Raw genomic sequence first — 24,671 nt, forward strand, 5'->3', positions numbered from 1 at the left:
TGTTTCCGGGGCGCGACACCCATGCAGGTGGCGCCGGGGATGACCGCTTCGAATCGGTCGAAAGCTGCGCGACGCCGCAGGTCCCGAGCCGTTCCGGACCCCGCAGCAGATCGGCAGGCACGATCGAACAGACGAGGTGACACCATGGAAATGATGAATCGATGTACCCGGGGATGTACCCGGGTGAGCGCGGCGGCAGCAATGCTGCTTCTGCTCGGGGCCTGCTCCGGCATGTCGGCGCAGGACAGGAATACGGCCATCGGCGCCGGTGCCGGCGCCGTGGGCGGTGCGGTACTGACCGGCGGCAGTGCAGCCGGCGCAGTGGGCGGCGCGGCCGTGGGCGGCATCATCGGGCACGAAGTAGGCAAGGACAAGAAGTGAGCGATGCGCGGCCGGTGAAGGTCGCGCATTCTCATTCTGTCTGCATGCACGAATCGGGAGAGGAGATACAGATGAAGCACGCACATGAGGGCATCGGCCGCGTATGGATACTGGCGGCCTGCCTCGCGGTACTGTCGGGTTGCCAGAAGCAGGAAGGCCCGATGGAAAGCGCCGGCAGGAACATTGATGAAGCTGGCGACAAGGTATCACGGGATGTGGATCGCGCCGCCGATCGCGCCGGCGACAATGTTGACGACGCGACACGGAAAGCCGGCGAGAGCATCGAGAGGGCTGGCGAGAAGATCCAGGACGCGGCCGGAAAGTAGTGGGCGCGCAGCCGATGGACCCCGCACAGGCATCCGATACGGTGCGACGCCCGTTCGATCGCCTCTGGTGTCGCGAAGGCGCGGCCGCGCCTTCGGGCGTGAGCCGGCCGGTACGCCTCGTGCGGCACATTGGTACGGTGGCGTACAGACGGGTCAGCGGTCGCGGCACACGATGGACTCACGCGCTTACCAATGGACGGCCCGCAAGGCGGCCGCCGTTCCGCGCCGTCGCGGGGCCGGCATCGCCGGACCCGGTTTGCAGTCTGATTCGGGGAAAGTTGCAGATCGCCGCCCCTGGGAAGGAGATCACCATGTTGAGATGGGCCGTCATATTCTTCGTCATCGCCATCGTCGCAGCCGTGTTCGGTTTCGGCGGCATTGCGGCTGGCGCCACCGATATTGCGAAGATACTTTTCTTCGTCTTTCTGGTCGTATTCGGCGTCACCCTGATCATGGGACTGATGCGACGCTGAACTTCGTTGCCGCGCCCGTCACGGGCGTGGTTGCCCGGACGTGCTTGTGAAAGGAATCCCGATGAACATCGAAACGAATCCGCTGCATTCCCCGCTGGACGGCAAGAAGGACAGCACCGTGAAGGACTGGCGAACGCCCGATGCCGACCTCGGCGAGGGAGACCGCGCCGCCGTGCAGGCCCGGGTCGAGGCTCATCTGATCGACGCGAAGTCCCGCCTGCACGAGGCACGCGTGGCGCTCGCCGACACGACGCGCCGCGCTGCCGACGCCACACAGGGCTACGTGACCGAACATCCGTGGAAGGCCATTGCGCTCGCGGCCACCGCCGGGCTGGTTGCCGCCTTGCTCATCCGGCGTCACTGAGCCATCTTCAATCCATTCGGACGGGTCCGGTCAGCGGCCTACCGCGAGACGCCGGCGAACCCGGGCGCTCGCGGTGATTTTGCGCAGGCGATGACCAGGAGAGAGGACATGACCCAGCCTTCGGCGCTGCCCGACGCGGACGAACTGCGGCGGCTGGACGCGTGGTGGCGTGCCGCCAACTACCTGTCGGTCGGACAGATCTACCTGCTCGACAACCCGCTGCTCAGACAGCCGCTGCAGCGCGCCCACATCAAGCCGCGCCTGCTCGGACACTGGGGGACGACCCCGGGGCTGAACTTCATCTACGCCCACATGAACAGGGCGATCCGCCACCACGACCTCGACATGATCTTCGTCGCCGGCCCGGGTCACGGCGGTCCCGCGGTGGTCGCGAATACCTGGCTGGAAGGCAGTTACAGCGCGTTCTATCCGGACGTGACGCAGGACGCCGAAGGCATGCGCCGGCTGTTCCGCCAGTTCTCCTTCCCTGGCGGCATCCCGAGCCACGCCGCACCGGAGACGCCCGGTTCCATTCACGAAGGCGGCGAACTTGGCTATGCGCTGCTGCACGCCTACGGCGCGGTATTCGACAACCCGGACCTGATCGCCTGCTGCGTGGTCGGTGACGGTGAGGCCGAAACCGGGCCGCTGGCCACCTCGTGGCATTCGAACAAGTTCCTGAACCCGCGCACCGACGGCGCCGTGCTGCCGGTGCTGCACCTGAACGGCTACAAGATCGCCAGCCCGACCCTGCTGGCCCGCATCAGTCATGCCGAGCTGGAAAGCCTGCTGATCGGTTACGGCCACGCACCCATCTTCGTAGAGGGTGACGATCCGGTGCTGATGCACGATCTGATGGCGAAGGCGGTCGGCAAGGCGATCAGCGCCATCCGCGACATCCAGCACCGCGCGCGCCAGGGGACCTACATGAGCCGGCCGCAGTGGCCGATGATCGTGCTGCGCTCGCCCAAGGGCTGGACCGGTCCGAAGGAGGTTGATGGCCTGAAGACGGAAGGCAGCTGGCGTTCGCACCAGGTGCCTTTCGGCGACATGGACAATCCGGAGCATCTGCGCCTGCTGGAAGAGTGGATGCAATCCTACCGGCCGGACGAACTGTTCGACGCCAATGGCGCGCCCCGACCGGAACTGCTCGCCCTGGCGCCGCACGGCACGCGCCGCATGGGTGCCAATCCGCACGCCAACGGCGGCACGCTGCTGCGCGACCTGCGCCTGCCGGACTTCCGCAGCCACGCGATCGACGTGCCGGCGCCCGGCGCGACAGTGGCCGAGTCAACGCGGGTGATGGGCGGCTTCCTGCGCGACGTGATGCGCGACAACCCGCACAGCTTCCGCCTGTTCGGTCCGGACGAGACCGCGTCCAACCGGCTCGGCGCGGTGTTCGAAGTGACCGGCCGCACCTGGATGGCGCAGCGCTTCGATGCCGACGACCATCTGGCGCCCGATGGCCGGGTGATGGAAATGCTGTCGGAGCATGCCTGCCAGGGCTGGCTGGAGGGCTATCTGCTGAGCGGGCGGCACGGCCTGTTCAGCTGCTACGAAGCCTTCATCCACATCGTCAACTCGATGTTCAACCAGCACGCCAAGTGGCTCAAGGTGTGCCGCGGCATACCGTGGCGCCGCCCGGTCGCCTCGCTCAACATCCTGCTCACCTCGCATGTCTGGCGGCAGGACCACAACGGCTTTTCGCACCAGGATCCCGGCTTCATCGATCACGTTGTGAACAAGAAGGCCGACATCATCCGCGTCTATCTGCCGCCGGACGCCAACACGCTGCTCTACGTGACCGACGTCTGCCTGCGCAGCCGCGACCGGGTGAACGTGATCGTCGCCGGCAAGCATCCGGAACGGCAGTGGCTGTCGATGGACGCCGCAGTCGATCACGCCGAGGCGGGCATCGGCATGTGGGAGTGGGCCTGCAGCGACAGCGCGGGCGAGCCCGACGTGGTGCTCGCCGCCGCGGGAGACGTGCCGACGCTGGAAATGCTGGCCGCCATAGACCTGCTGCGCGAACTGGCGCCGACGCTCAAGGTGCGCTTCATCAACGTGGTCAACCTGATGACGCTGCAGCCGCGTGAAGAGCATCCGCATGGCCTGTCGGACGACGAGTTCGTGTCGCTGTTCCGGCCCGACGTACCCATCCTGTTCGCCTATCACGGCTACCCCTGGCTCATCCACCGCCTGACCTACCGGCGCAGCAACCACGGCAACCTGCATGTGCGCGGCTACAAGGAGGAGGGCACGACGACGACGCCCTTCGACATGGTGGTGCTGAACATGCTCGACCGTTTCCACCTCGTCATGGACGTCGCCAGCCGTGTGCCGATGCTGCAGCCGCAGGCCGCACACATCAAGCAGCGCATGCGCGACCGTCTGAACGCCCACCGCCAGTACATCCTCGAGCATGGCGAAGACATGCCGGAGATCCGCAACTGGCAGTGGCCGACGCCGCCGCTTGCCTGAGCGTCCGCCGTTCCGGGCGCAGTGCTCGCCCCTGCCTGAAGACACGTTGTGTGCGCTGCCGTACATACCCCCGTGCAGCCACTCGCTATGCTCTCCGTGCTGTGTCGGGTTCAACCGGATCCGCTGCAGCAGAAGGGCTTCGTCGATGACTTCACCGATGACCCTCGCATCGGTCGAGCCGCAGTGAGCGGATCGCCGACCCGGGCCTGCCGTTTGCCGGCATCTTGCGTCGCACCAGCGCTGCATGGTGTCGAGACCTCTCTCCGGTGTGCCGTCAGGCCACCGTCCCCATTCCTCATCAGGAGATTTCCATCATGAAACAACTGGGCAAATACCTCTCAGCAGTCTTCCTTGCCGTGGCACTGGTGACGGCCGTCGGCTGCGCATCCACCTCGAAGCAGGAAGGCACCGGCGAGTACATCGACGACAGCGTCATCACCACCAAGGTCAAGGCCGCCATCCTCAATGAACCGTCGCTGAAGGTGGCCGAGATCAACGTCGAAACCTTCAAGGGCGTCGTGCAACTGAGCGGTTTCGTCAGCACGCAGGCCATGATGGACAAGGCTGTCGCGGTTACACGCACAGTCGGTGGCGTGAAGTCGATCAAGAACGACATGCGCATCAAGTGAGTGGTCGCCGACTGCAGCCCGTCGGCGCGAACAGGGTCCGGCCGGTGGCCGGACACACACTTCAGCCCGCCGCTGCGGGCGCCGCTGCGGCCGGCGGAAGGTCACTGCCGTGAGTGCCCGACTGTCCGCCGGCGCGCGATGGCGAGCATGGAGACGACGTCGCCACGATGCGCGGCGCGTTGAGCGCGCGCCCGACGACGAAACGCCGCTGCGCGGTGGCCTGTTCAGCGCCGAACAGATGGCGCAGCACGGCAAGGCGCTGGCCGCATCGCATACGCTGACCGCCGGCCGCATGGCGGACCGGCTGCTGGCGCGTCTGGCCGAGAACGAAGTCGTGCTTGCGGGCGTCAGCGCCCTGCTGGCCGAGGCGGCGACCGAAAGCCGGCGCATCACGCCGGCGGCCGACTGGCTGCTCGACAACTTCTACCTGATCGAAGAGCACATCCGCGCGGCCGAACGGCATCTGCCCAAGGGCTACAGCCGCGAACTGCCGCGCCTGGCGCGTGGCCCGTCGGCCGGGCATCCGCGGGTGTACGACATCGCGCTGGCCGCCGTGGCGCACGGCGACGGCCGCGTCGACACCGAAAGTCTGGGCCGCTTCGTGGCCGCCTACCAGACAGTGTCGCCGCTGACGATAGGCGAACTGTGGGCGGTGCCCATCATGCTGCGTCTGGCGCTGATCGAGAATCTGCGCCGGGTGGGCGCGCACGTGGCCGCCTGCTGGAATCAGCGCACGCTGGCCGGCGTCTGGGCCGACCGCATGACGGAGGCGGTCGAGCGCAACCCCGCCGGACTGATCCTCGTCATCGCCGACATGGCGCATTCGAAGCCGCCCATGGTGGGCGCCTTCGTTGCCGAACTGGCGCGCAGGCTGCAGGGGCGCGGCCCGGCGCTGGCGCTGCCGCTGACCTGGATCGAACAGTATCTGTCCGAGTCCTCGCTGACGATCGAACAACTCGTGCAGCAGGAGAACCAGCAGCAGGCGGCCGACCAGCTGTCGATCAGCAACAGCATCGGCAGCCTGCGCGTGCTCGGGGCTGCCGACTGGCGCGATTTCGTCGAAAGCCTCAGCGTGGTCGAGCAGATCCTGCGCCGGGACCCGGACGGCATTTACGGCCGGATGGATTTCGGCAGCCGCGATCACTACCGCCATGCCACTGAAGCCATCGCGCGACGGGGCGGCGTGAGCGAGAGCGAGGTCGCACTGAAGGCGCTCGAACTGGCGAGCGCCGGCGCCGCGGTCCAGCCCGGGCGCATCGGCCACGTCGGCTTCTACCTGGCCGACCGCGGGCTGCCCGAACTGGAGCGCGCGCTCGGTATCCGCCTGTCGGCCTTTCGCGCGCTGGGCAGGGCCGTCGGGCGCGTTCCTCTGCTGCCCTATCTTGGCAGCATTGCGCTGCTGACCGCACTGGTCGAAGCCTGGCTGCTGGCCGGTGTGCCGCTCGATCGCGTGCCCGGCTGGGCGGGCGGACTGGCGCTCTACGCGCTCGGACTGCTGTTGCTGCCGGGCGTGAGCCAGCTCGCACTTTCGCTGGTGAACTGGCTGGTGACGCTGCTTGTGGCGGCGCGCCCGCTGCCGCGCATGGATTATTCGGCGGGCGTGGAAGAGGGTGCCCGCACGCTGGTCGTGGTGCCGACGATGATCACCGGCGAGGCGGCCGTCGAATCGCTGGTGGAAGCGCTGGAGGTGCGCTTTCTCGCCAACCGCGACCCGCGCCTGCACTTCGGGCTGCTCACCGACTTCGCCGACGCGCCGGTGGCCACGCAGCCGGGCGATGCCGCCCTGCTGGCGCTGGCCCGACTGCGAATCGAGGAATTGAACGCGAAGTATGGCGACGCGTGCGCAGCGCTGAGCGGCGACCGCTTCTTCCTGTTCCACCGCGCACGGCGCTGGAATCCGCAGCAGGGCGTCTGGATGGGCTATGAACGCAAGCGCGGCAAGCTGGCGGAGCTGAATGCGCTGCTGCGCGGCCGCCTGCCCGAACAGGACGTCAACGTCTTCTCGCTGGTCGTCGGCAATACCGCGCCGCTGCGCGACGTGACCTATGTAATCACGCTGGATACCGACACCCAGCTGCCGCGCGACGCCGCCCGCCAGCTGGTCGGCGCCATGGCCCATCCGCTGAACCGGCCGCGCTACGACCCGGTGAAGCGACGCGTGGTCGAGGGCTACGGCATCCTGCAGCCGCGGGTGGCGACCAGCCTCCCGGCTGCCGGCCGGTCGCGCTTCGCGCGCATGCACGGCGGCGAGCCGGGCATCGATCCGTACACGCGGGCGGTGTCCGACGTCTATCAGGACGTGTTCGGCGAGGGCTCCTTCATCGGCAAGGGCATCTACGACGTCGATGCCTTCGAACAGTCGCTCGGCGGGCGCTTCGTGCCGAACCGCATCCTCAGTCACGACCTGCTGGAAGGCTGTTACGCACGCGCCGGGCTGCTCAGCGACGTACAGCTGTTCGAGGACCATCCGGCGCACTACGGCGCCGACGTCGCCCGCCGGCACCGCTGGATACGCGGCGACTGGCAGCTTGCCGGCTGGCTGAAGCGCCGCGTGCCCTGCATGTGCCTGTGCGACGCCGCGGAAGGCACGCGCCTGCAGCCCAACCCGCTGTCGCTGCTGGCGCAATGGAAGCTGTTCGACAATCTGCGCCGCAGCCTGGTACCGCTGTCGCTCGTGCTGATGCTGCTGCTCGGCTGGACGCTGCTGTCCTCCGCCTGGATGTGGACCGCCGCCGCGCTCGCCGTCGTGCTGCTGCCGGCGCTGTGCGCGAGCCTGACCGATCTGCTGCGCAAACCGTCCGAAGTGCTGCTGCGCCAGCACCTGTCCATGGTCGGGCGAGGTGCGCTGCGCCACCTCCGGCTGGCCGCCTTCGAACTGGCCTGCCTGCCGCATCAGGCGCTCTACAGCCTGGACGCGATCACGCGCACGCTGTGGCGCATGCAGGTGTCGCACCGGCGTCTGCTGGAATGGAATCCGTCCGGCGAGGCAGATCGCCAGGCGGCCCGGCGCAGCACGCCCGCCCGCCACCTGCAGGCGATGTGGATCGGGCCGGCGCTGGCGGCAACCACCGCGCTGTATCTGGGCTTCGCCGCACCGCAGCTGCTGCTGGCGGCAGCACCGGTGCTCCTGCTCTGGGCCGCCTCGCCGGCGATCGCCTGGTGGGTGAGCCTGCCGCTCAGACGCCGCGCCGTGCGGCTGTCGGCGGCACAGACCGATTTCCTGCGCGGCCTGGCGCGCCGCACCTGGGCCTACTTCGACAACCTGGTCGGCAGCGACGACCATGGGCTGCCGCCGGACAACTACCAGGAGTACCGCGTCGCCGCCATTGCCCACCGCACCTCGCCGACCAATATGGGGCTGGCCCTGCTGGCCAACCTGTCGGCCTGGGACTTCGGCTATCTGTGCGCCGGACCGATGTTGGAACGCACCGCATCGACGCTGCGCACGATGTCGGGGCTGGAACGCTACCGCGGCCACTTCTACAACTGGTACGACACACAGACGCTGCTGCCGATGCCGCCGCTTTACGTGTCGTCGGTCAACAGCGGCAATCTGGCCGGCCATCTGCTGACGCTGCGCGCCGGCCTCGCAGCGATGGCCGATCAGCCGCTGCTGCCGGTCCGCCTGTTCGCCGGTCTTGACGACACCGCAGCGCTGCTCGCCGAAGCGCTCGACGTCAACGCTGCACGGCGTGTGACCGTGCTGCGCGGCGAACTGCGGGCGCTGTGCGTTGCGCCGCCGGATACCCTGATCGCGGTCGCCGCCGCACTGCGACGCCTGCAGGTGCTGATCGGCGAGCTGGACCTGCCGCTTGCGCCGGGCAGCGACGCCGCTGCGTCCGAGGCCGCAACGTGGGCTGCAGCAATGCGCCGCCAGTGTAGCGACGCCCTCGACGAACTTGCGTTACTGGTGCCCTGGCTGTCGATGTCGCACCAGACGGGCGGCCTGACCGATCTGTTGCCGTCACTTGGGGCGATGTCAACACTGTCGACGCTGGCCGGCCTGGACCGTACGCTCGGTGCCGATATCGGGCGCCGGCTTGCCGCCCGCACCCAGTTGGGCGAAGACGAGTGCTCGGCGGAGCAACGGGCCTGGCTGAACACGCTGCTGCACCATCTGGACGAAGGCTGCCGCCGGGCGCGCGAACGACTGGCGCGGCTCGACGCGCTGGCCGCCCAGGCAGCCGGTCTGGCGCGCATGGATTACGACTTCCTGTACGACAGCTCGCGTCATCTGCTGACCATCGGCTACAACGTGCCGGAGCGCCGCGCCGACAGCAGCTACTACGATCTGCTGGCCTCCGAGGCGCGCCTGTGCAGCTTCGTCGCCATCGCCCAGGGACAGTTGCCGCAGGAGGGTTGGTTCGCGCTCGGGCGCCTGCTCACGGCTGCCGGCGGCGAGCCGGTGCTGCTCTCCTGGAGCGGATCGATGTTCGAGTATCTGATGCCGATGCTGGTGATGCCGTCCTTCGACGGCACGCTGCTCGACCAGACCTGCCGCGCCGCGGTGGCGCGGCAGATCGAGTACGGACGGCAGCGCGGCGTGCCCTGGGGCATCTCAGAGTCCGGCTACAACACGGTCGATGTGCACCTGAACTACCAGTACCGCGCCTTCGGTGTGCCGGGCCTGGGTCTCAAGCGCGGTCTGGCCGACGATCTGGTGGTCGCGCCCTATGCGTCGGTGCTCGCCTTGCTGGTGGCGCCGGAAGAGGCCTGCGCCAACCTGCAGCGGATGGCCGGGGAGGGCTTCGTCGGGCGCTACGGCTTCTTCGAGGCCATCGACTACACGCCGGCACGCCAGCGACGCGGCCAGACGCGCGTCGTCGTGCGGGCCTTCATGGCGCACCACCAGGGCATGAGCCTGCTTGCGCTGGCGTCGCTGCTGCTCGACCGTCCGATGCAACGGCGTTTCGCGTCCGACCGGCTGTTCCAGTCGGTCATGCTGCTGCTGCACGAACGCATCCCCAAGGCCACCGCGCTGTTCGAGCACACGGCCCAGCTGCACGCGCTGCGCTCGACGCCACTGACATCGCAGACGCCGATCCGCGTGTTCGACACGCCGGACACGCCGATACCCGAGGTGCAACTGCTGTCCAACGGCCGCTATCACGTCATGGTGACCCAGGCCGGCGGCGGCTACAGCCGCTGGAAGGATCTGGCGGTCACGCGCTGGCGCGAGGACGGCACCTGCGACGACCGCGGCAGCTTCTGCTATCTGCGCGAGCTGGATGTTGCCGACGGCGCGTCGAACATGTGGTCTGCCGCGCACCAGCCGGTGCAGGGTCGCGCACTGTCCTACGAGGCGATCTTCTCCGAAGGCCGGGCGGAGTTCCGCCGACGCGATGCCAGCGCCGACGGCGAAGGCGAGTTCGAGACGCATACGGAAATCGTCGTGTCGCCCGAGGACGACATCGAACTGCGCCGCGTGCGCATCACCAACCGGACCTCGACACGCCGGCGCATCGACGTCACCAGCTATGCCGAGGTGGTGATCGCCCCGGCGGCCTCCGACGCACTGCACCCGGCGTTCAGCAATCTGTTCGTGCAGACCGAAATCCTGCGCGACCGGCCGGCCATCCTGTGCACCCGGCGGCCGCGCTCGGACGGCGAGCAGGCGCCGTGGATGCTGCACCTGATGGCGGTACATGGCGTCGATGTCGAGCAGGTGTCGTGCGAAACCGACCGCATGCGCTTCATTGGTCGTACCCGTACCTGCGCCGATGCACTGGCAATGGACACGGCCACGCTGTCGGGCACCGACGGCGCGGTGCTCGATCCGGTGGTCGCCATTCGCAGCGTGCTCACGCTCGACGCCGGTCAGTCGGTCACACTGGACATCGTGACCGGCGTGGCGGACAGCCGCGACATCGCGCTGGCGCTGGTCAACAAGTATCTCGACCGCCACCTGTCCGATCGCGTGATCGATCTGACCTGGACGCACGGTCAGGTGGTGCTGCGCCAGCTCAACGCGACCGAGGCCGACGCCCAGCTGCACGCGCGCCTCGCGGCGTCGGTGCTGTTCGCCAACCCGTCGCTGCGCGCCGACCCGGCGGTACTGATGCGCAACCGGCGCGGACAGTCGGGGCTTTGGGGCTACGCCATTTCCGGCGACCTGCCCATCGTGCTGCTGCAGATCGCCGACGCCGCCAACATCGACCTCGTGCGCCAGATGGTGCAGGCGCATGCTTACTGGCGGCTGAAGGGGCTGGCAGTCGATCTGGTGATCTGGAACGAGGACCACGCCGGCTACCGGCAGATGCTGCAGGACCAGATCACCGGCCTGATCGCCTCCGGCATCGAAGCCAGCGTGATCGACCGGCCGGGCGGCATCTTCGTCCGCCAGGCGGAACAGATTTCGGGCGAGGACAGGGTGCTGCTGTTGTCGGTCGCGCGCGTCGTCATTTCCGACAGCAGCGGCTCGTTGGCCGAGCAGATCGAACAGCGCGGCATCGCGCCGCTAAGAGTGCCCAGGCTGGTGGTCCGGCCCGTCGATGTGCCGGCGCCCGCAGTGCCGGACAGCGGCGCGGCGGCAGCGGCAGGGCGCACTCACTTCAACGGCATCGGCGGATTTGCCGCGGACGGTCGCGAGTACGTGATTTCGCTGGCGCCAGGCCAGGTCACGCCGGCGCCGTGGGCGAACGTGCTGGCCAACCCTCAGTTCGGCACCGTGGTGTCGGAATGCGGCAGCGCCTACACCTGGAGCGACAACGCGCACGAGTTCCGCCTGTCGCCCTGGCACAACGATCCGGTCAGCGACACCGGCGGCGAGGCGATCTATCTGCGCGACGAGGAGAGCGGCCGCTTCTGGTCGCCGACACCGCTGCCGGTGCGGGCAACGAGCGCCTTCACCATCCGGCACGGCTTCGGCTACAGCGTGTTCGAAACCGCGTGCGACGGCATCCAGTCGGAGCTGTGGGTGTTCGTCGCCATCGACGCCCCAGTCAAGTTTTCGTTGCTCCGCCTGCGCAATGTGTCCGGTCGCGCACGCAGCCTGTCGGCCACCGGCTATGTCAACTGGGTGCTGGGCGATCTGCGGGAGAAGTCCGCCATGCACGTCGTCACCGAAACGGTGCCGCGCAGCGGTGCGCTTTACGCGCGCAACCCCTACAGCATGGAGTTCGGCGAGCGGGTCGCCTTCTTCGACGTCAACGACACGGCGCGCACCGTGACCGCCGACCGCACCGAGTTCATCGGTCGCAACGGCAGTCTGCGCGCGCCGGCCGCGATGCGGCGACAGCGCCTGTCGGGTCGGGTGGGCGCCGGTCTGGACCCGTGCGCGGCCATCCAGGTGAGTGTCGATCTTGAAGAGGGGCAGACACGCGAACTCGTGTTCCGCCTCGGCAGCGGGCGCGACCTCGAGGATGCCGGCCGCCTGGTGCAGCGCTTTCGTGGCGCGTCGGCGGCGCAGGCGGCGCTGGACGCCGTGCGCGCGCACTGGCAGCACACGCTCGGTACGGTACAGGTGCGCACGCCCGACCGTGCGCTCGACCTGCTGGTCAATGGATGGCTGGTCTATCAGACCCTGGCCTGCCGCGTCTGGGCGCGCAGCGGCTACTACCAGTCGGGCGGTGCTTTCGGCTTCCGCGACCAGCTGCAGGACATGATGGCACTGGTGCATGCCGAACCGCAGCGCGCGCGCGCGCACCTGCTGCTGTGCGCCAGCCGCCAGTTCGCCGAGGGCGACGTGCAGCACTGGTGGCATCCGCCCTCCGGTCGCGGCGTGCGTACCCGCTGTTCCGACGACTTCCTGTGGTTGCCGCTGGCCGTATGCCGCTACGTGCAGAGCACCGGCGACGACGCGGTGCTGGACGAGGAGGTCGCCTTCATCGAAGGTCGCCCGGTACATGGCGAGGACGACGCCTATTACGATCTGCCGGCGCGTTCGGCCGATGCCGACAGCCTGTATGCGCACTGCGTGCGGGCCATCCGCCACGGGCTGAACTTCGGCACCCACGGATTGCCGCTGATTGGCTCCGGCGACTGGAACGACGGCATGAACCGCGTCGGCATCAAGGGGCGCGGCGAAAGCGTCTGGCTGGCCTTCTTCCTGTGCGAGGTGCTGCAGCAGTTCGCCGCCCTGGCACGGGAACGCGACGATGCCGCCGTCGCAGATCTATGCAAGAACGAGAGCGTGCGTCTGCGTCGCAATATCGAGAAGCACGCCTGGGACGGTGCCTGGTACCGCCGCGCCTGGTTCGACGACGGCACGCCGCTGGGTTCGGCGGCCAATGCCGAATGCAGCATCGATTCGATCTCGCAGAGCTGGTCGGTGCTGTCCGGCGGCGGCGAGGGCGACCACAGCCGTGCGCGGCTTGCCATGCAGTCGGTCGATGCCCGGCTGGTCCGCCGTGCCGACGCGCTGGTGCAGCTGCTCGACCCGCCGTTCGACACGGCCGGCCTCGATCCGGGCTACATCCGCGGCTACGTGCCGGGCGTGCGCGAGAACGGCGGCCAGTACACGCACGGCGCCATCTGGGCGGCGATGGCCTTCGCCGCGCTCGGCGACGGCGAGCGCGCCTGGGCCGTCGCCGACATGATCAATCCGGTCAATCACGCGCTGTCGGCGGACGCGGTGGCGATCTATCGCGTCGAACCCTACGTGATGGCCGCCGACGTTTACGCGGCGGACCCGCACACCGGCCGCGGTGGCTGGAGCTGGTACACCGGCTCCGCCGGCTGGATGTACCGGCTCCTGCTCGAATCACTGCTCGGTTTCACACGCACGGGCGATACGCTGCGCATCCGGCCCTGCATGCCGCCAGCGTGGCGCGACTTCGTCATCGATTACCGCTTCGGCGAAACGCTTTATCACATCGTGGTCGGTCGCTCGGCGGAGGACGGCCAACGGCGGGACAGCCTGGTCACGCTGGATGGCGCCTACTGTCGCGACGGCGCGGTGCTGCTGGTCGACGACCGGCAGCCCCACCACGTCGAGGTGAGTCTGCCGGGCTGACCCGTCCGTCGGCAGGTCGCGTCTATGTACGACACCGTACCGACCCCTCGCGCGCGAAGTCCCAATCTTTGCGTCATGCACCGGCGATTTCGCAGGTGTGTCAATCAGAGAGAGGGTATCCGATATGAACTGGGACACTGTTGAAGGCAACTGGAAGCAATTCAAGGGCACCGTCAAGGCGCGCTGGGGAAAGCTCACCGACGACGAGCTCGACGTGATTGCCGGCAAGCGCATGGAACTGTCCGGCCGCATCCAGCAGGCCTACGGCCTTACCAAGGAGCAGGCGGAACGGCAGATCGAACGCTTCGAGATTCTGCACAAGTAAGCGTCGGGCAAACCGTTCTCCGGCGGCCGTTGAGCAGGTGCCGTGAGGACGGCGGATCGGCGATGTCGCAGCGGGCGGGCGGTCCGGACAACCGGGCCACCGTCGGCGCCTGATAACAGACGGAGACTCCGATGAGCACACCTGCTATCGGCCAGACCGGTCGCAGCGACGATTCCGGTCACTACGCGAAGGGTATTCCATGCCCGCTCTGCGGGCGCGCCGCCTACCGCGTGCAACGCAATTTCATGGACCTGTTCATCAACATGTTCGTGTCCGTCCACCGCTACCGCTGCGGCTCGATGAGTTGCATCTGGGAAGGCAATGTGCGCCTCAAGCGCCTGCCCTGAAGCCTCTGCACAGCCTGATCCGGGAGCGTGCGATGGATGCCCGTGACATGGATGCCGCTCGAACCCGGGTACTGATCGTCAACGCCGATCCGCAGGACGCGGAGCGGCTGCGCAGCGCGCTGGAGGGCGGAGAGGCGCACACGATGACCGGACGCCCCTATCTGGTCGAGTGCGTGAGCGCGTTTGCCGATGCGCGCGAAAGGCTGGCCGCTGGCGGCATTGCCGTCGTGCTGCTCGACCTGGATCCGCCCGCCCTCGACGCGCTCGATGCATGCGAACAGCTGTGCGCGCTCGCCCCCGACGCACTCGTGCTGGTGCTGGCCGAGGCTGGCGGCGAGGCACGCGCCCGTGCCGCCCTGCAGCGTGGCGCTCACGACTTCCTGCTCCGGGGGAACACCGATGCGCACTGGCTGGCGCGCACGGTGGACCACGCAATGGAAAGACGCACAGCCGCGCGGGCGCTGCACTTCAGCGAGGCGCGCTTTCGCGCGATCAGCGATGCGTCTCCGCTGGGCATCCTGGTGACCGACGCACAGGGTCACTGCACCTACACCAATGCCGCCTACCGCACGATTTCCGGACTCGGTGTCGGACAGGCCGAGGGCATGCACTGGAGCCGCTTCGTCCACCCCGATGACCGCAGTCGCGTGCAGCGGGAATGGGCTGCAGCGCTGCTGGGCGCTGTCGCCTTCATCGCGGAGATGCGTCTTCTGCACAGCGATGGCGTCGTCGTGTGGGCGCGACTGCATGCGGCATTCATGGCGGATGGCGGCCTGCCCCGAGGATGCGTCCAGACGGTCGAGGACATCACCGGCCGCAAGGCTGCCGAGGCCGTGCTGCAGCGGGCCGAGGAGGCGCTGTTCGACGAGAAGGAGCGGGCGCAGGTGACGCTCAACTCGATCGGCGACGCGGTGCTGGCCACCGATGTCAACGGCTGCGTGAGCTACATGAACCGGGTTGCCGAATCGATGACCGGCTGGACGGCGCGCGAGGCGCTGGGGCAACCGCTGACCGAGGTATTCGCCGTCATCGACGGCACCACCCGCGCCGTGGCCGCCAACCCGGCGCAGCGTGCCGTCGCCGAGGACAGGACGGTGGGTCTGGCGATGGATTGCCTGCTCATCCGGCGCGACGGCGTCGAGCTGCCGATCGAGGATTCGGCCGCTCCGATACACGACCGCCAGGGCCGGGTGACTGGCGCCGTGATCGTGTTCCACGACGTCAGCCAGTCGCGCGCAATGACCTTGCGCATGGCGCACATGGCGCAGCACGACTTCCTGACCGGGCTGCCCAACCGCGCACTGCTGACCGAGCGGCTGGCGCAGGCGATCGGCCAGGCGGCGCGCCATCACAAGCAGGTCGCGCTGCTTTTCATCGATCTCGATTTCTTCAAGCGCATCAACGATTCGCTCGGCCACGCGGTGGGTGACCAGTTGCTGCAGTGCGTGGCGGAGCGGCTGGTGGGCTGCGTGCGCACGACCGACTCGGTGTGTCGCCAGGGCGGCGACGAATTCGTCATCCTGCTGGCCGAGATCGAACAGCCGCAGGACGCCGCCGGCGTTGCCGACAAGTTGCACCAGGCGTTCATCGAACCGCAGCAGGTCGCCGGGCACGCGCTGCAGATCACGCTGAGCATCGGCATCAGCGTCTATCCGGACGACGGCAACACGGCGGACGCCATGATGCAGAACGCCGATACCGCGATGTATCACGCCAAGGCGCAAGGGCGGAACAACTGCCAGTTCTTCACCCCCGAGATGAACGCGCGCGCGGTGCATCGCCTGCTCATCGAGAGCGGTCTGCGCCGGGCGCTGGGGAACGCCGAGTTCCGGCTGCACTATCAGCCGCAGATGAATCTCGCGTCGGGCGGCATGACCGGCGCCGAGGCGCTGCTGCGCTGGCGCGATCCGGTCCACGGGCTGATCCCGCCGGCGCAGTTCATACAGATCGCGGAGGAATGCGGGCTCATCGTGCCGATCGGACAGTGGGTGATGCGCGAGGCGTGCCGGCAGATACGCGCCTGGCTGGACGCGGGTCTGCGCGTGGTGCCGGTCGCCGTCAACATTTCGGCGGTCGAGTTGTGGCGACCGGGCTTCGCTGACAGCGTGGCGCGCATCCTCGGTGAAGCCGGCGTGCCGCCGCACCTGCTGGAGCTGGAGCTGACCGAGAGCCGGCTGATGGAGGACGCCGAATCGTCGATGAGCGTACTGAAGTCGCTCAAGTGCATCGGCGTGCAGCTGGTGATCGACGACTTCGGAACCGGCTATTCCAGCCTGAGCTATCTGCGGCGCTTTCCGTTCGACGCCTTGAAGATCGACCAGTCCTTCGTGCACGACCTTGACAGCGACGAGGGCGACGACGGCATCGTCGGCGCCATCATCGGCATGGCCACTCATCTGCGGCAGAAGGTGATCGCGGAGGGGGTGGAGACCGAGCAGCAGCTTGCCCTGTTGCGTATCCGGCAGTGCGAGTCGGTGCAGGGGCATCTGCTCGGCCGACCGGTGGACGCCGACGCGTTCGCCGGCCTTCTTGCGCAGCGTATGCCGCTGCGCTGAGGGCGCTGGGTACGCCAGCGTACCGACCTGCGGGTGCGGCGGCGCGACACTGATGTCCGAACGATGCGGCGGCAGCGCACCCCTGGGGCGCGCATCGCGCCGTGACTGCACGGCGACCGGTGTCGCCGGCGGCTTCAACAGGGAACACGATATGAACAAGCATTCCAGCCCGTACCGGGCAGGCCGGCAGGGTGTTGCCGCAGTGGCGGTGCTGATTGCGCTCGTCGGCTGTGCGTCAACACCGCCGCCCACCGCTTCACTGCAGGCGGCCGAGCGGGCCATCGCGAGCGCCGAGCAGGCACGCGTGACCGACTTTGCCGCCAACGAACTGGGCGAGGCTCGCGACAAGCTCAATGCCGCCCGTGACGCCGTGCGGCAGGAGGACATGGGGCGTGCCTATCGACTGGCCGAGCAGTCCCGAGTCGCCGCCGAACTGGCATCCGCCCGTGCCGCTCTGGCGCGTGCCCGCGCGGTGAATGCGGACATGAGCCTCAGCACCGACACGCTGAAGCAGGAAATGCAGCGCAACACCGGAGACCGCTGATGGACACCACCCGATACGCCGCGACCCGACTGGGGGCCGCCGTGCTGAGCACGCTTGCGCTGGCCGCCTGTTCGACACTGCCTGACTCTTCACCCGGTGCCGACGCGGCACGCAACAGGCTGGCGCAACTGCAGGCCGACCCACAGCTGGCGCGCCGCGCCCCGGAGGCGCTCCGCGATGCCGAAGCGGCGGTGCGCGAGGCGGAACTGCCGCCGCGCGACAGCGAACAGGCCGCACATCGCGTCGTGATGGCTGAACGCAGGATAGATATCGCGCGGGCACTGGCCGAAGCGCGGCTGGCGGAAGACCAGCGCAGCCAGCTCGCCGCGCAGCGCGAAGGCGCGCGACTGGATGCCCGGACGCGTGAGGCCGACGTCGCGCGGGACGATGCCACATCGGCGCGCAGCGACGCCGAGGACGCCCGCGGCGACGCCGAATTGTCGCGCCGTCAGGCAGAGACTGCGCGCGCGGATGCGGCCAGGGCGGAACAGGCGAATGCGGACGCTCGGGCACGGATGGATGAGCTCGAAGCCCGTCCGACCGATCGCGGTCTGGTCATCACGCTGGGTGACGTGCTGTTTCGCAGCGGCGAAGCGGGGCTGATCGCAGGCGTCGCACCGGACCTGGACAAGCTTGCGGCGTTCATGGAGGCCTATCCGGAGCGCACCGCGACGGTGGAGGGGCACACCGACAACGTGGGCCGCGGTGACGCCAATCTCGGCCTGTCGCAGCGACGGGCCGATTCGGTGAAGGCCTATCTGGTGGCCCGCGGCGTTTCGTCATCGCGCATCGTCGCCTCCGGCATGGGCGAACATGCACCGATCACCAGCAACGAGTCCGCCAGCGGGCGGCAGCAGAACCGCCGCGTCAACATCATCGTCAATACCCAAGGCGACGGTCGCCGCTGACGCAACAGCGGTGTCCGGGTGCTATGTACGGTAACGCACATAGCTTCCGGGTGATCGCTTGCTATAGTGATTTCAGATGTTTTCCGGCGTGCATGCAGCACGCTTTTTTTCGATTATCCAAAGTCGCTGGAGGGCGCTGAACGTGAACGCCGCAGACCCGAAAAGCAACCGTCTGCTTGCCGCACTGCCCGAGGCCGACTGGCTGCGATGGCAGCCTTTCCTCGAATGGGTCGATATGCCGCTGGGCGAGGTGCTGTACGAATCCGGGCGCACCCTCAGCCATGTCTACTTTCCCACTAGCGCCATCGTGTCGCTGCTGTACGTGATGGAAAACGGCGCATCGGCCGAGATCGCCGTGGTCGGCAACGAAGGCGTGGTCGGCATTTCGCTGTTCATGGGCGGCGAGTCAACGCCCAGCCGAGCGGTCGTGCAGAGCGCCGGCAAGGGCGTGCGCATGCGCTCGCAGACGATCAAGGAAGAATTCAACCGCGCCGGCCCGGTCATGCACCTGCTGCTGCGCTACACGCAGGCGCTGATCACGCAGATGGCGCAGACTGCTGTGTGCAACCGCCACCATACGCTGGACCAGCAGTTGTGCCGCTGGCTGCTGCTGAGCCTGGACCGCCTGCAGGGCAACGAGCTGACGATGACGCAGGAACTGATCGCCAACATGCTGGGCGTGCGCCGCGAGGGTGTGACCGAGGCGGCTCTGAAGCTGCAGAAGATCGGTCTGATCCGCTACGCGCGCGGCCACATCCACGTGCTCGACCGGGCAGGGCTGGAGGCGCGCACCTGCGAGTGCTACGCGGTGGTGAAAAAGGAATACGACAGGCTGCTGCCAGACCGCACCGCAACCTAGGGGCCATGGCGGCTCAGATCGCGCGTGAGCCGTGCTAGCTCATGCCCATCATGTGCGCAAAGCTGTGCGGCGACGCTTGCTGTACCCGCAGCAGCGCCTCGAACTCCGCAGCCGACAGCGGTTTCGCGAACAGGTAACCCTGTGCGTAGTCGCAGCCCAGCCCGTCGAGGATGTCGCGCTGCGCCACCGTTTCGACGCCTTCCGCCACCACCTTGATGCCCAGCTTGTGCGCCAGCAGCACGATGGCCTCAGGCAGAGCGGTGCCGGATGGATCCACGGTCATGTTGCGCACGAAGGACTGGTCGATCTTCAGGTAGTCCATGTCGAACTTGCTCAGGTATGACAGCGCCGAATAGCCGGTGCCGAAGTCGTCGATCGAAATCTGCATGCCCGCCTCGCGGAACTTCTGCAGCTGTCGCGACACGCTGCTGCTGGCGTCGAGCAGCAGGCTCTCGGTGATTTCGATCACCACGCTGTCGCCCGGCAGGCCGAGCGCCTCGATGTGGGCCACCCAGTTGGCGTGACCCTCGCTGCGTGCGAACTGGGCCGGCGACATGTTTACGCCCATCTGCAGTTCCGGCGCGTAGTGCGCACGCCAGTGCAGCAGCTGGCGGGTCGCGTCGCGGAACACACGGTCGCCGATCGGCACGATGAGGCCGGTTTCCTCGGCCAGCGGGATGAAATCGGCCGGGCTGACCAGGCCACGCTCCGGATGCATCCAGCGCAACAGCGCCTCGGCCTTGTGGATGCGCCCGCTGCTCAGGCTGATGATGGGCTGGTAGTGCAGCACGAACTGGTCGTTGTCACCGCGGTGCGCAGATCCTGCACCAGTTGCTGGCGCCTGAGCGCCGCCTCCTGCATCGAACTGACGAAGTAGTTGAAGCGGTCGCGCCCGGCATCCTTGGCGCCGTACATCGCCTGATCGGCGTTGCGGATCAGGCTGTCGGCGTCGCTGCCGTCCTGCGGGTAAACGGTGATGCCGATGCTGGCTGACAGATGGGCGTGGGCGTGGCCAAGTTCAAACGGCGCCTGAAGCACTCGCAACACCTCTGCGGCGATGCGTTCGGTCCCGGCGGGTTCGTCCTGTTCCGACAGGATGACCGTAAACTCGTCGCCGCCCAGCCGCGCCACCGTGTCGGACTCGCGGACGCAGCTGCTGATGCGGCGCGCCGCCTCGATCAGCACCAGATCGCCGGTCTGGTGTCCGAAGGCGTCGTTCACGTCCTTGAAGCGATCGAGGTCGATGAACATCAGCACCATCGGGCGGCCGCTGCGGTGCGACTTGCGCAGTTCCTGTTCCAGCCGGTCGCGGAACATGCGGCGGTTCGGCAGCTGGGTCAGCACGTCGTAGTTCGCCTGCGTCCAGATCAGTTCCTCGGTGCGCTTCTGTTCCGTGATGTCGCGGATGAAGGCGCTGAATTCGTAGGTGCCACGATGCATGTTCGCGGAAATGGTCAGTTCGATCGGCAGATCGTGTCCTTGTCGATGACGGCCGCTGATCTTGATCCGCTTGTTCAGCACCGGGCCGACGCCGGACGTGATGAAGTGCTTCAGGCCGCGCACGTGGGCGTCGCGATGTTCCGGGGGAATGATCACGTCGTGCATCGGCCGGCCCATCACGTCCGCGCGCGACCAGCCGAATATCCGCTCAGCCTGCAGATTCCAGCCGGTGATCAGGCCGTCGGCGTTCATCTGCACGACGGCGTCGAGAGCCGACTCGATGATGGCGCGCATGCGCGCATCGTCCTCTTCACGCGCCGCCATCAGGCCGGTCAGGCCGTCCGCCATCTCGTTGAAGCTGGCGGCGACCTGCGCCAGTTCGTCCTGACTGTCGGGGCGGATGCGCACCTTCAGATCACCGCCGGCCAGCGCGTGCGCCGACGCGGCGAGGCCGGCCACCGTGCGGGTGATCGCGAAATAGCCGCCGATGGCGCAGTAGGCGGCTCCGCCGAGCAGCAGCAGGGCGACACCGAGGGTGGTACTGAGCGCATGGTCGAGCCGGTCGATGCGCTGGCGGATCAGCGCCTCGGCCGTCGGCAGCAGCGACTGTTCGATCTGCGCATAGATGCGGTCGATGGCCGCCGTCGTGCCGTCGAAGAACAGCTGCGGAGACAGCAGGGTGTGTGCGGACGACGCCAGCAACTGCGTCTCGACCTGACGCACGATGCTGCCCAGCGAGTCGGCAATGTCCGCGGCCGACCTCGACACCGCTTCCTGCAACGAGGGGTTGTAGCGGCCGGTCTTTTCGATGTTGTAACTGGCGCTCTTGCGCGCCGCATCGAGTTCGGCGACCAGCGCCGACATCTCGATCACCTGTTGCGTCGTCGCCGATCCGGCCGAAAGGATGACTGTGCCGAAGGCACGCACCCTGCCGAGTCGTTCTATCGTCGCCGGCAGCTTGCTCACGCTGCTGTCGATCAGATAGTAGGACGCCGGTTCCGGGTCCAGCGTGAGCAGGTAGCGGTCAGCAACGTCGGCTTCGAAGTTGAGCATCTGCTCGATCAGCCGCGTGTGCACCTCGAAGCTGATTTCCGGAGACCAGCCCGGTCCCTGCATGCGCAGGCGTTCCCAGTCGGTGCGCATCTCGAAGAAGTCGCGGCTGGTGGTCAGATCGCGCGGGAGTACCTGCACCAGCGCTTCGAAGGCGGCGGTCACCTCTGCTTCGCGCGCTTCGCGCTCGGGTCGCATCGTGGCGACGCCGCCCAGTTCGCCGGCAACCAGGCCGCGATGCTTCTGCAGCGACTGCACGACCTGCGTCAACGTGCGGATGCGCGCGATGCCTTCAAGCTCGTACCGGGCCGCGCGGATGTCCGCGCTCAGACTGGTGTAGAGGTTGTAGACGACGACCGCGAAGGCGAACAGCACCATGGAGCCCAGCACCGCGAACTTGCGGGGGTAGTCCAGCCGGTTCATCAGTCGGATGGCGGGACTGAACAGTGTGCGGATGCCGCTTGCCATTTATCTCTGATGCCTGCCTTGCTGCGTACTTGGAGTCGGATTTGCCGACGGGTGCAGGCGACGCCGTCCGCGGGGTGCCCGAGGTGATCAGGTCTTGAAGGCCTGCACCGCGGCTTGCAGCGTCTGTGCCGCGCTGGCCACTTCATTGCCCTGCCGGGCGGTTTCCTGCGCACCGTGCGCGCTCTCTTCCGACAGCGCGAACAGGACGTCGTTATTGCGCACGATCTCGCTCACCGCCGCGTTCTGCACGCTGAGGCTGCTGCTGATCGTGGTTGACTTGCCCGACAGTTCGAGCAGGCGCTGCAGGATGTCGTCGAACTCGCTGACCGCAGCCGCCGTGTTCTGCGTGGCGCCATTCACTTCCTCGCTCGAACTGCGGACCAGCGCGATCGTCTGTTCGGCGTCGTCGCGGATGCGCACCACCAGTTGGCTGATGTCGTTTGCCGACGCCTGGCTGCGCTGCGCGAGCTTGCGCACCTCGTCGGCCACCACCGCAAAGCCGCGGCCCTGTTCGCCGGCGCGTGCAGCCTCGATGGCGGCGTTCAGCGCCAGCAGGTTGGTCTGATCGGACAGTTCCTTGATCAGTTCGTTGATGCGGTTGATCGCACGCGAGTCCTCGACCAACTGCTCGATCACGGCGAGCGAGCTGGCCATCTTGTCGGAGGCGGCATGGACGCTGGTCAGCGATGCCTGCAGCGTCGTCTTGCCCGCCTGCGATGCTTCGCCGGCGCTGCGCGCCAGTTCGCTCGCCTCGTGCGACAGCGACTCGACCTCGCGAATGTTGCCGCTCATCTGTTCGATCGCGCTGCCGACGGCGCGGATCGAATCGAGCTGGCGGGTACCGTTCTCGCGCGCAGCGCCGGAGAAGGTGGACAGGTCCACCGCGGCACTGGTCAGCGTGCCCGACAGCCCTTGCACGCGCTCGACCAGCTGCTTCACCGCCTTGCGGGCCGCGTTGTACTCGTAGCACAGCCAGGCGAAATCGTCCTTGCCGTCGAGGCTCAGCTTGCAGTCCAGGTGGCCCTTGGCCAGCGCATTGAGGCCGCCGACGATCACTTCCGCGCGCAGGCCGTAGAAGCGGCCGATCAGCGCACCGGTCACCGCGCCGCCGATCAGCAGCACCAGCGAAGCACCGATCTGCAGCGGCCAGTTCTCCCAGCCGGAGGCGACGTTCAGCACGACGCAGCAGACCAGTGCCGACGAGGCACCGAACAGTGCAAAGGCCTTGCGCACACTCAGATTTTTCAACATGGCTCCTCCGGCGGGCGTATGTGTTGTGTGTTGCCCGGGCGCCGCGGCTACCCGTCCTGCAGGGTAACGGGTGCATTTCCCGGTTTCTTGAGCCGGCACGGCCGCGTTGCGGGACGAAAAAAAGTCCGCGGGCGGCGGGCGCCGCGCGCGGACAACCGGGATCGCACCGGAGGAGTGTCAGTCGTTGCTGCTGCCCATGAAGCCGAACAGCTGGAGCAGCGAGGTAAAGAGGTTGAAGATGGACACGAACAGGCCGGTGGTGGCCATCACGTAGTTCGTCTCACCTCCGCGCACGATGCGCTGCGTTTCGAAGGCGATCATGCCGGCCATCAGCAGCACCACGGCCGCGGACACGGTCAGCGACAGGGCAGGGATCTGGAAGAACATGGCACCCAGACCGGCCAGGATCGCCACCACCATGCCGATGAACAGGAAGCTGCCCATGCCCGACAGATCGCGCTTCGTCACCGTCGCCCAGCCGGACATCGCGAGGAAGACGCCAGCGGTGGCGCCGAGCGCCAGCGTGATGGTCTGGCTGCCGCCTGGCAGGCTCATCACCGCGTTCAGCAGCGGGCCGATGGTGTAGCCCATGAAGCCGGTCAGCGCGAAGGTAAGCAGAACCCCTGCGCCGCTGTCGCGGAACTTGTTGACTGCGAACAGCAGGCCGAAATAGCCGGCCAGCGTCAGCAGAATGCCTGGTGCCGGCCAGCGCGCCGCCATGGCAACGTAGGCGACGAGGGCGCTGAACGCCAGGTTCAGGCCAAGCAGCATGTAGGTATTGCGCAGGACCTTGCGACCGGCGCCGTCGATGACGACCGCGTCGGCGACCTCGGCGCGCAGGCCGAGCGGGGTGGTACGGGGATATCGATGTTCCATGTCTGTATTACTCCATTCGTTGAAAGCGTTGAGACGGATGCGCCCGATCGTGCGGGCTCATTCGGTCTGGAAATTCAGTGTCCGGGCGGATGAGTGCTGCCGCGCGCGGCGCACCGTGCGCAGCAGGCGCTGCGCGGCGCGGGCGAGGGCGGCGTCGAGCGCACCGCGCCAGTCGCGCGACCGGGCGCTGACCACCACCGGTTCGCTGCCGATCATCTGCAGTTCGACGCGCACCTCCTTGTCAACGCCACCACGCGGACCATTGGTGTCGTCGAGCCTCACCTTCGCTCTCGGCACGCGCCAGGCGAGTCGCCGCAGCACGAAGCGCAGCCGGTTCTCGGCCACGCTGCGCAGGGCACTGACTTCCGGATTCCGTGATTCGACGATGACTTCCATGGCGGACCTCCTGTGTGGGATGGAAGCGCCACCTTACGCGCGTAT

General features: G+C 67.6%; 18 protein-coding genes. 13 read left to right on the top strand and 5 right to left on the bottom strand.

What is annotated here, in order from left to right; translation table 11 throughout:
• Positions 1-201 precede the first annotated feature (201 nt).
• The 13 genes from ACQ66H_RS10210 to ACQ66H_RS10270 all read left to right on the top strand — a co-directional run bounded on the left by ACQ66H_RS10210 (position 202) and on the right by ACQ66H_RS10270 (position 19,145).
• On the top strand, positions 202-381 hold the full coding sequence (locus ACQ66H_RS10210; protein ID WP_425762052.1) for a prenyltransferase: 180 nt from the start codon (positions 202-204) through the stop codon (positions 379-381).
• A gap of 71 nt (positions 382-452) precedes the next feature.
• A complete protein-coding gene (locus ACQ66H_RS10215; protein WP_430433929.1) occupies positions 453-707 on the top strand; it encodes a hypothetical protein in 255 nt (84 codons plus the stop codon).
• A 311-nt stretch (positions 708-1,018) separates the two neighbouring features.
• Complete coding sequence (locus tag ACQ66H_RS10220) at positions 1,019-1,180, top strand: DUF1328 domain-containing protein (protein ID WP_304003688.1); 162 nt, start codon at positions 1,019-1,021, stop codon at positions 1,178-1,180.
• Positions 1,181-1,241: 61 nt separating this feature from the next.
• Entirely contained in the window at positions 1,242-1,544 is a 303-nt protein-coding gene (locus ACQ66H_RS10225) for a DUF883 family protein (RefSeq protein WP_341929182.1), read from the top strand.
• A 108-nt stretch (positions 1,545-1,652) separates the two neighbouring features.
• Positions 1,653-4,025, top strand: a complete 2,373-nt coding sequence (locus tag ACQ66H_RS10230; protein ID WP_430433930.1) for a phosphoketolase family protein — start codon at positions 1,653-1,655, stop codon at positions 4,023-4,025.
• 314 nt (positions 4,026-4,339) lie between these two features.
• Positions 4,340-4,654: a BON domain-containing protein gene (locus tag ACQ66H_RS10235; RefSeq protein ID WP_430433931.1), complete on the top strand. Its 315-nt coding sequence runs from the start codon at positions 4,340-4,342 to the stop codon at positions 4,652-4,654.
• A gap of 109 nt (positions 4,655-4,763) precedes the next feature.
• The gene (locus ACQ66H_RS10240; RefSeq protein ID WP_430433932.1) at positions 4,764-13,607 is read left to right on the top strand and encodes a GH36-type glycosyl hydrolase domain-containing protein; all 8,844 of its coding nucleotides are present in this window, start codon (positions 4,764-4,766) and stop codon (positions 13,605-13,607) included.
• A 124-nt stretch (positions 13,608-13,731) separates the two neighbouring features.
• Complete coding sequence (locus ACQ66H_RS10245; RefSeq protein ID WP_430433933.1) at positions 13,732-13,932, top strand: CsbD family protein; 201 nt, start codon at positions 13,732-13,734, stop codon at positions 13,930-13,932.
• A 131-nt stretch (positions 13,933-14,063) separates the two neighbouring features.
• Positions 14,064-14,279, top strand: coding sequence for a hypothetical protein (locus ACQ66H_RS10250; RefSeq protein ID WP_430433934.1), 216 nt, complete (start codon positions 14,064-14,066; stop codon positions 14,277-14,279).
• 32 nt (positions 14,280-14,311) lie between these two features.
• Positions 14,312-16,834, top strand: a complete 2,523-nt coding sequence (locus ACQ66H_RS10255) for an EAL domain-containing protein (protein ID WP_430433935.1) — start codon at positions 14,312-14,314, stop codon at positions 16,832-16,834.
• Between the two features lie 151 nt (positions 16,835-16,985).
• Positions 16,986-17,378 (top strand): DUF4398 domain-containing protein, encoded by a 393-nt coding sequence (locus ACQ66H_RS10260; protein WP_430433936.1) that lies wholly within the window; start codon positions 16,986-16,988, stop codon positions 17,376-17,378.
• A complete protein-coding gene (locus ACQ66H_RS10265; protein WP_430433937.1) occupies positions 17,378-18,286 on the top strand; it encodes an OmpA family protein in 909 nt (302 codons plus the stop codon). Before ACQ66H_RS10260 ends, ACQ66H_RS10265 begins: the two co-directional genes overlap by 1 nt.
• Positions 18,287-18,521: 235 nt before the next feature.
• Positions 18,522-19,145, top strand: a complete 624-nt coding sequence (locus tag ACQ66H_RS10270) for a Crp/Fnr family transcriptional regulator (protein ID WP_430435617.1) — start codon at positions 18,522-18,524, stop codon at positions 19,143-19,145.
• 34 nt (positions 19,146-19,179) lie between these two features.
• Here the strand turns inward: ACQ66H_RS10270 and ACQ66H_RS10275 are convergent, their stop codons facing one another.
• The 5 genes from ACQ66H_RS10275 to ACQ66H_RS10295 form a co-directional block, all read right to left on the bottom strand.
• Positions 19,180-19,935: a putative bifunctional diguanylate cyclase/phosphodiesterase gene (locus ACQ66H_RS10275; RefSeq protein WP_430433938.1), complete on the bottom strand. Its 756-nt coding sequence runs from the start codon at positions 19,933-19,935 to the stop codon at positions 19,180-19,182.
• Positions 19,905-22,103, bottom strand: a complete 2,199-nt coding sequence (locus ACQ66H_RS10280) for a diguanylate cyclase domain-containing protein (protein ID WP_430433939.1) — start codon at positions 22,101-22,103, stop codon at positions 19,905-19,907. Before ACQ66H_RS10280 ends, ACQ66H_RS10275 begins: the two co-directional genes overlap by 31 nt.
• Before the next feature lie 87 nt (positions 22,104-22,190).
• Complete coding sequence (locus ACQ66H_RS10285) at positions 22,191-23,354, bottom strand: methyl-accepting chemotaxis protein (protein WP_430433940.1); 1,164 nt, start codon at positions 23,352-23,354, stop codon at positions 22,191-22,193.
• A gap of 177 nt (positions 23,355-23,531) precedes the next feature.
• On the bottom strand, positions 23,532-24,230 hold the full coding sequence (locus ACQ66H_RS10290) for a Bax inhibitor-1/YccA family protein (protein ID WP_304003616.1): 699 nt from the start codon (positions 24,228-24,230) through the stop codon (positions 23,532-23,534).
• A 57-nt stretch (positions 24,231-24,287) separates the two neighbouring features.
• Entirely contained in the window at positions 24,288-24,626 is a 339-nt protein-coding gene (locus ACQ66H_RS10295) for an HPF/RaiA family ribosome-associated protein (protein ID WP_304003618.1), read from the bottom strand.
• Between the last annotated feature and the right edge of the window lie 45 nt (positions 24,627-24,671).

Source organism: Methyloversatilis sp. (genome assembly GCF_965284615.1).
In the GTDB taxonomy this organism is placed as follows: domain Bacteria; phylum Pseudomonadota; class Gammaproteobacteria; order Burkholderiales; family Rhodocyclaceae; genus Methyloversatilis.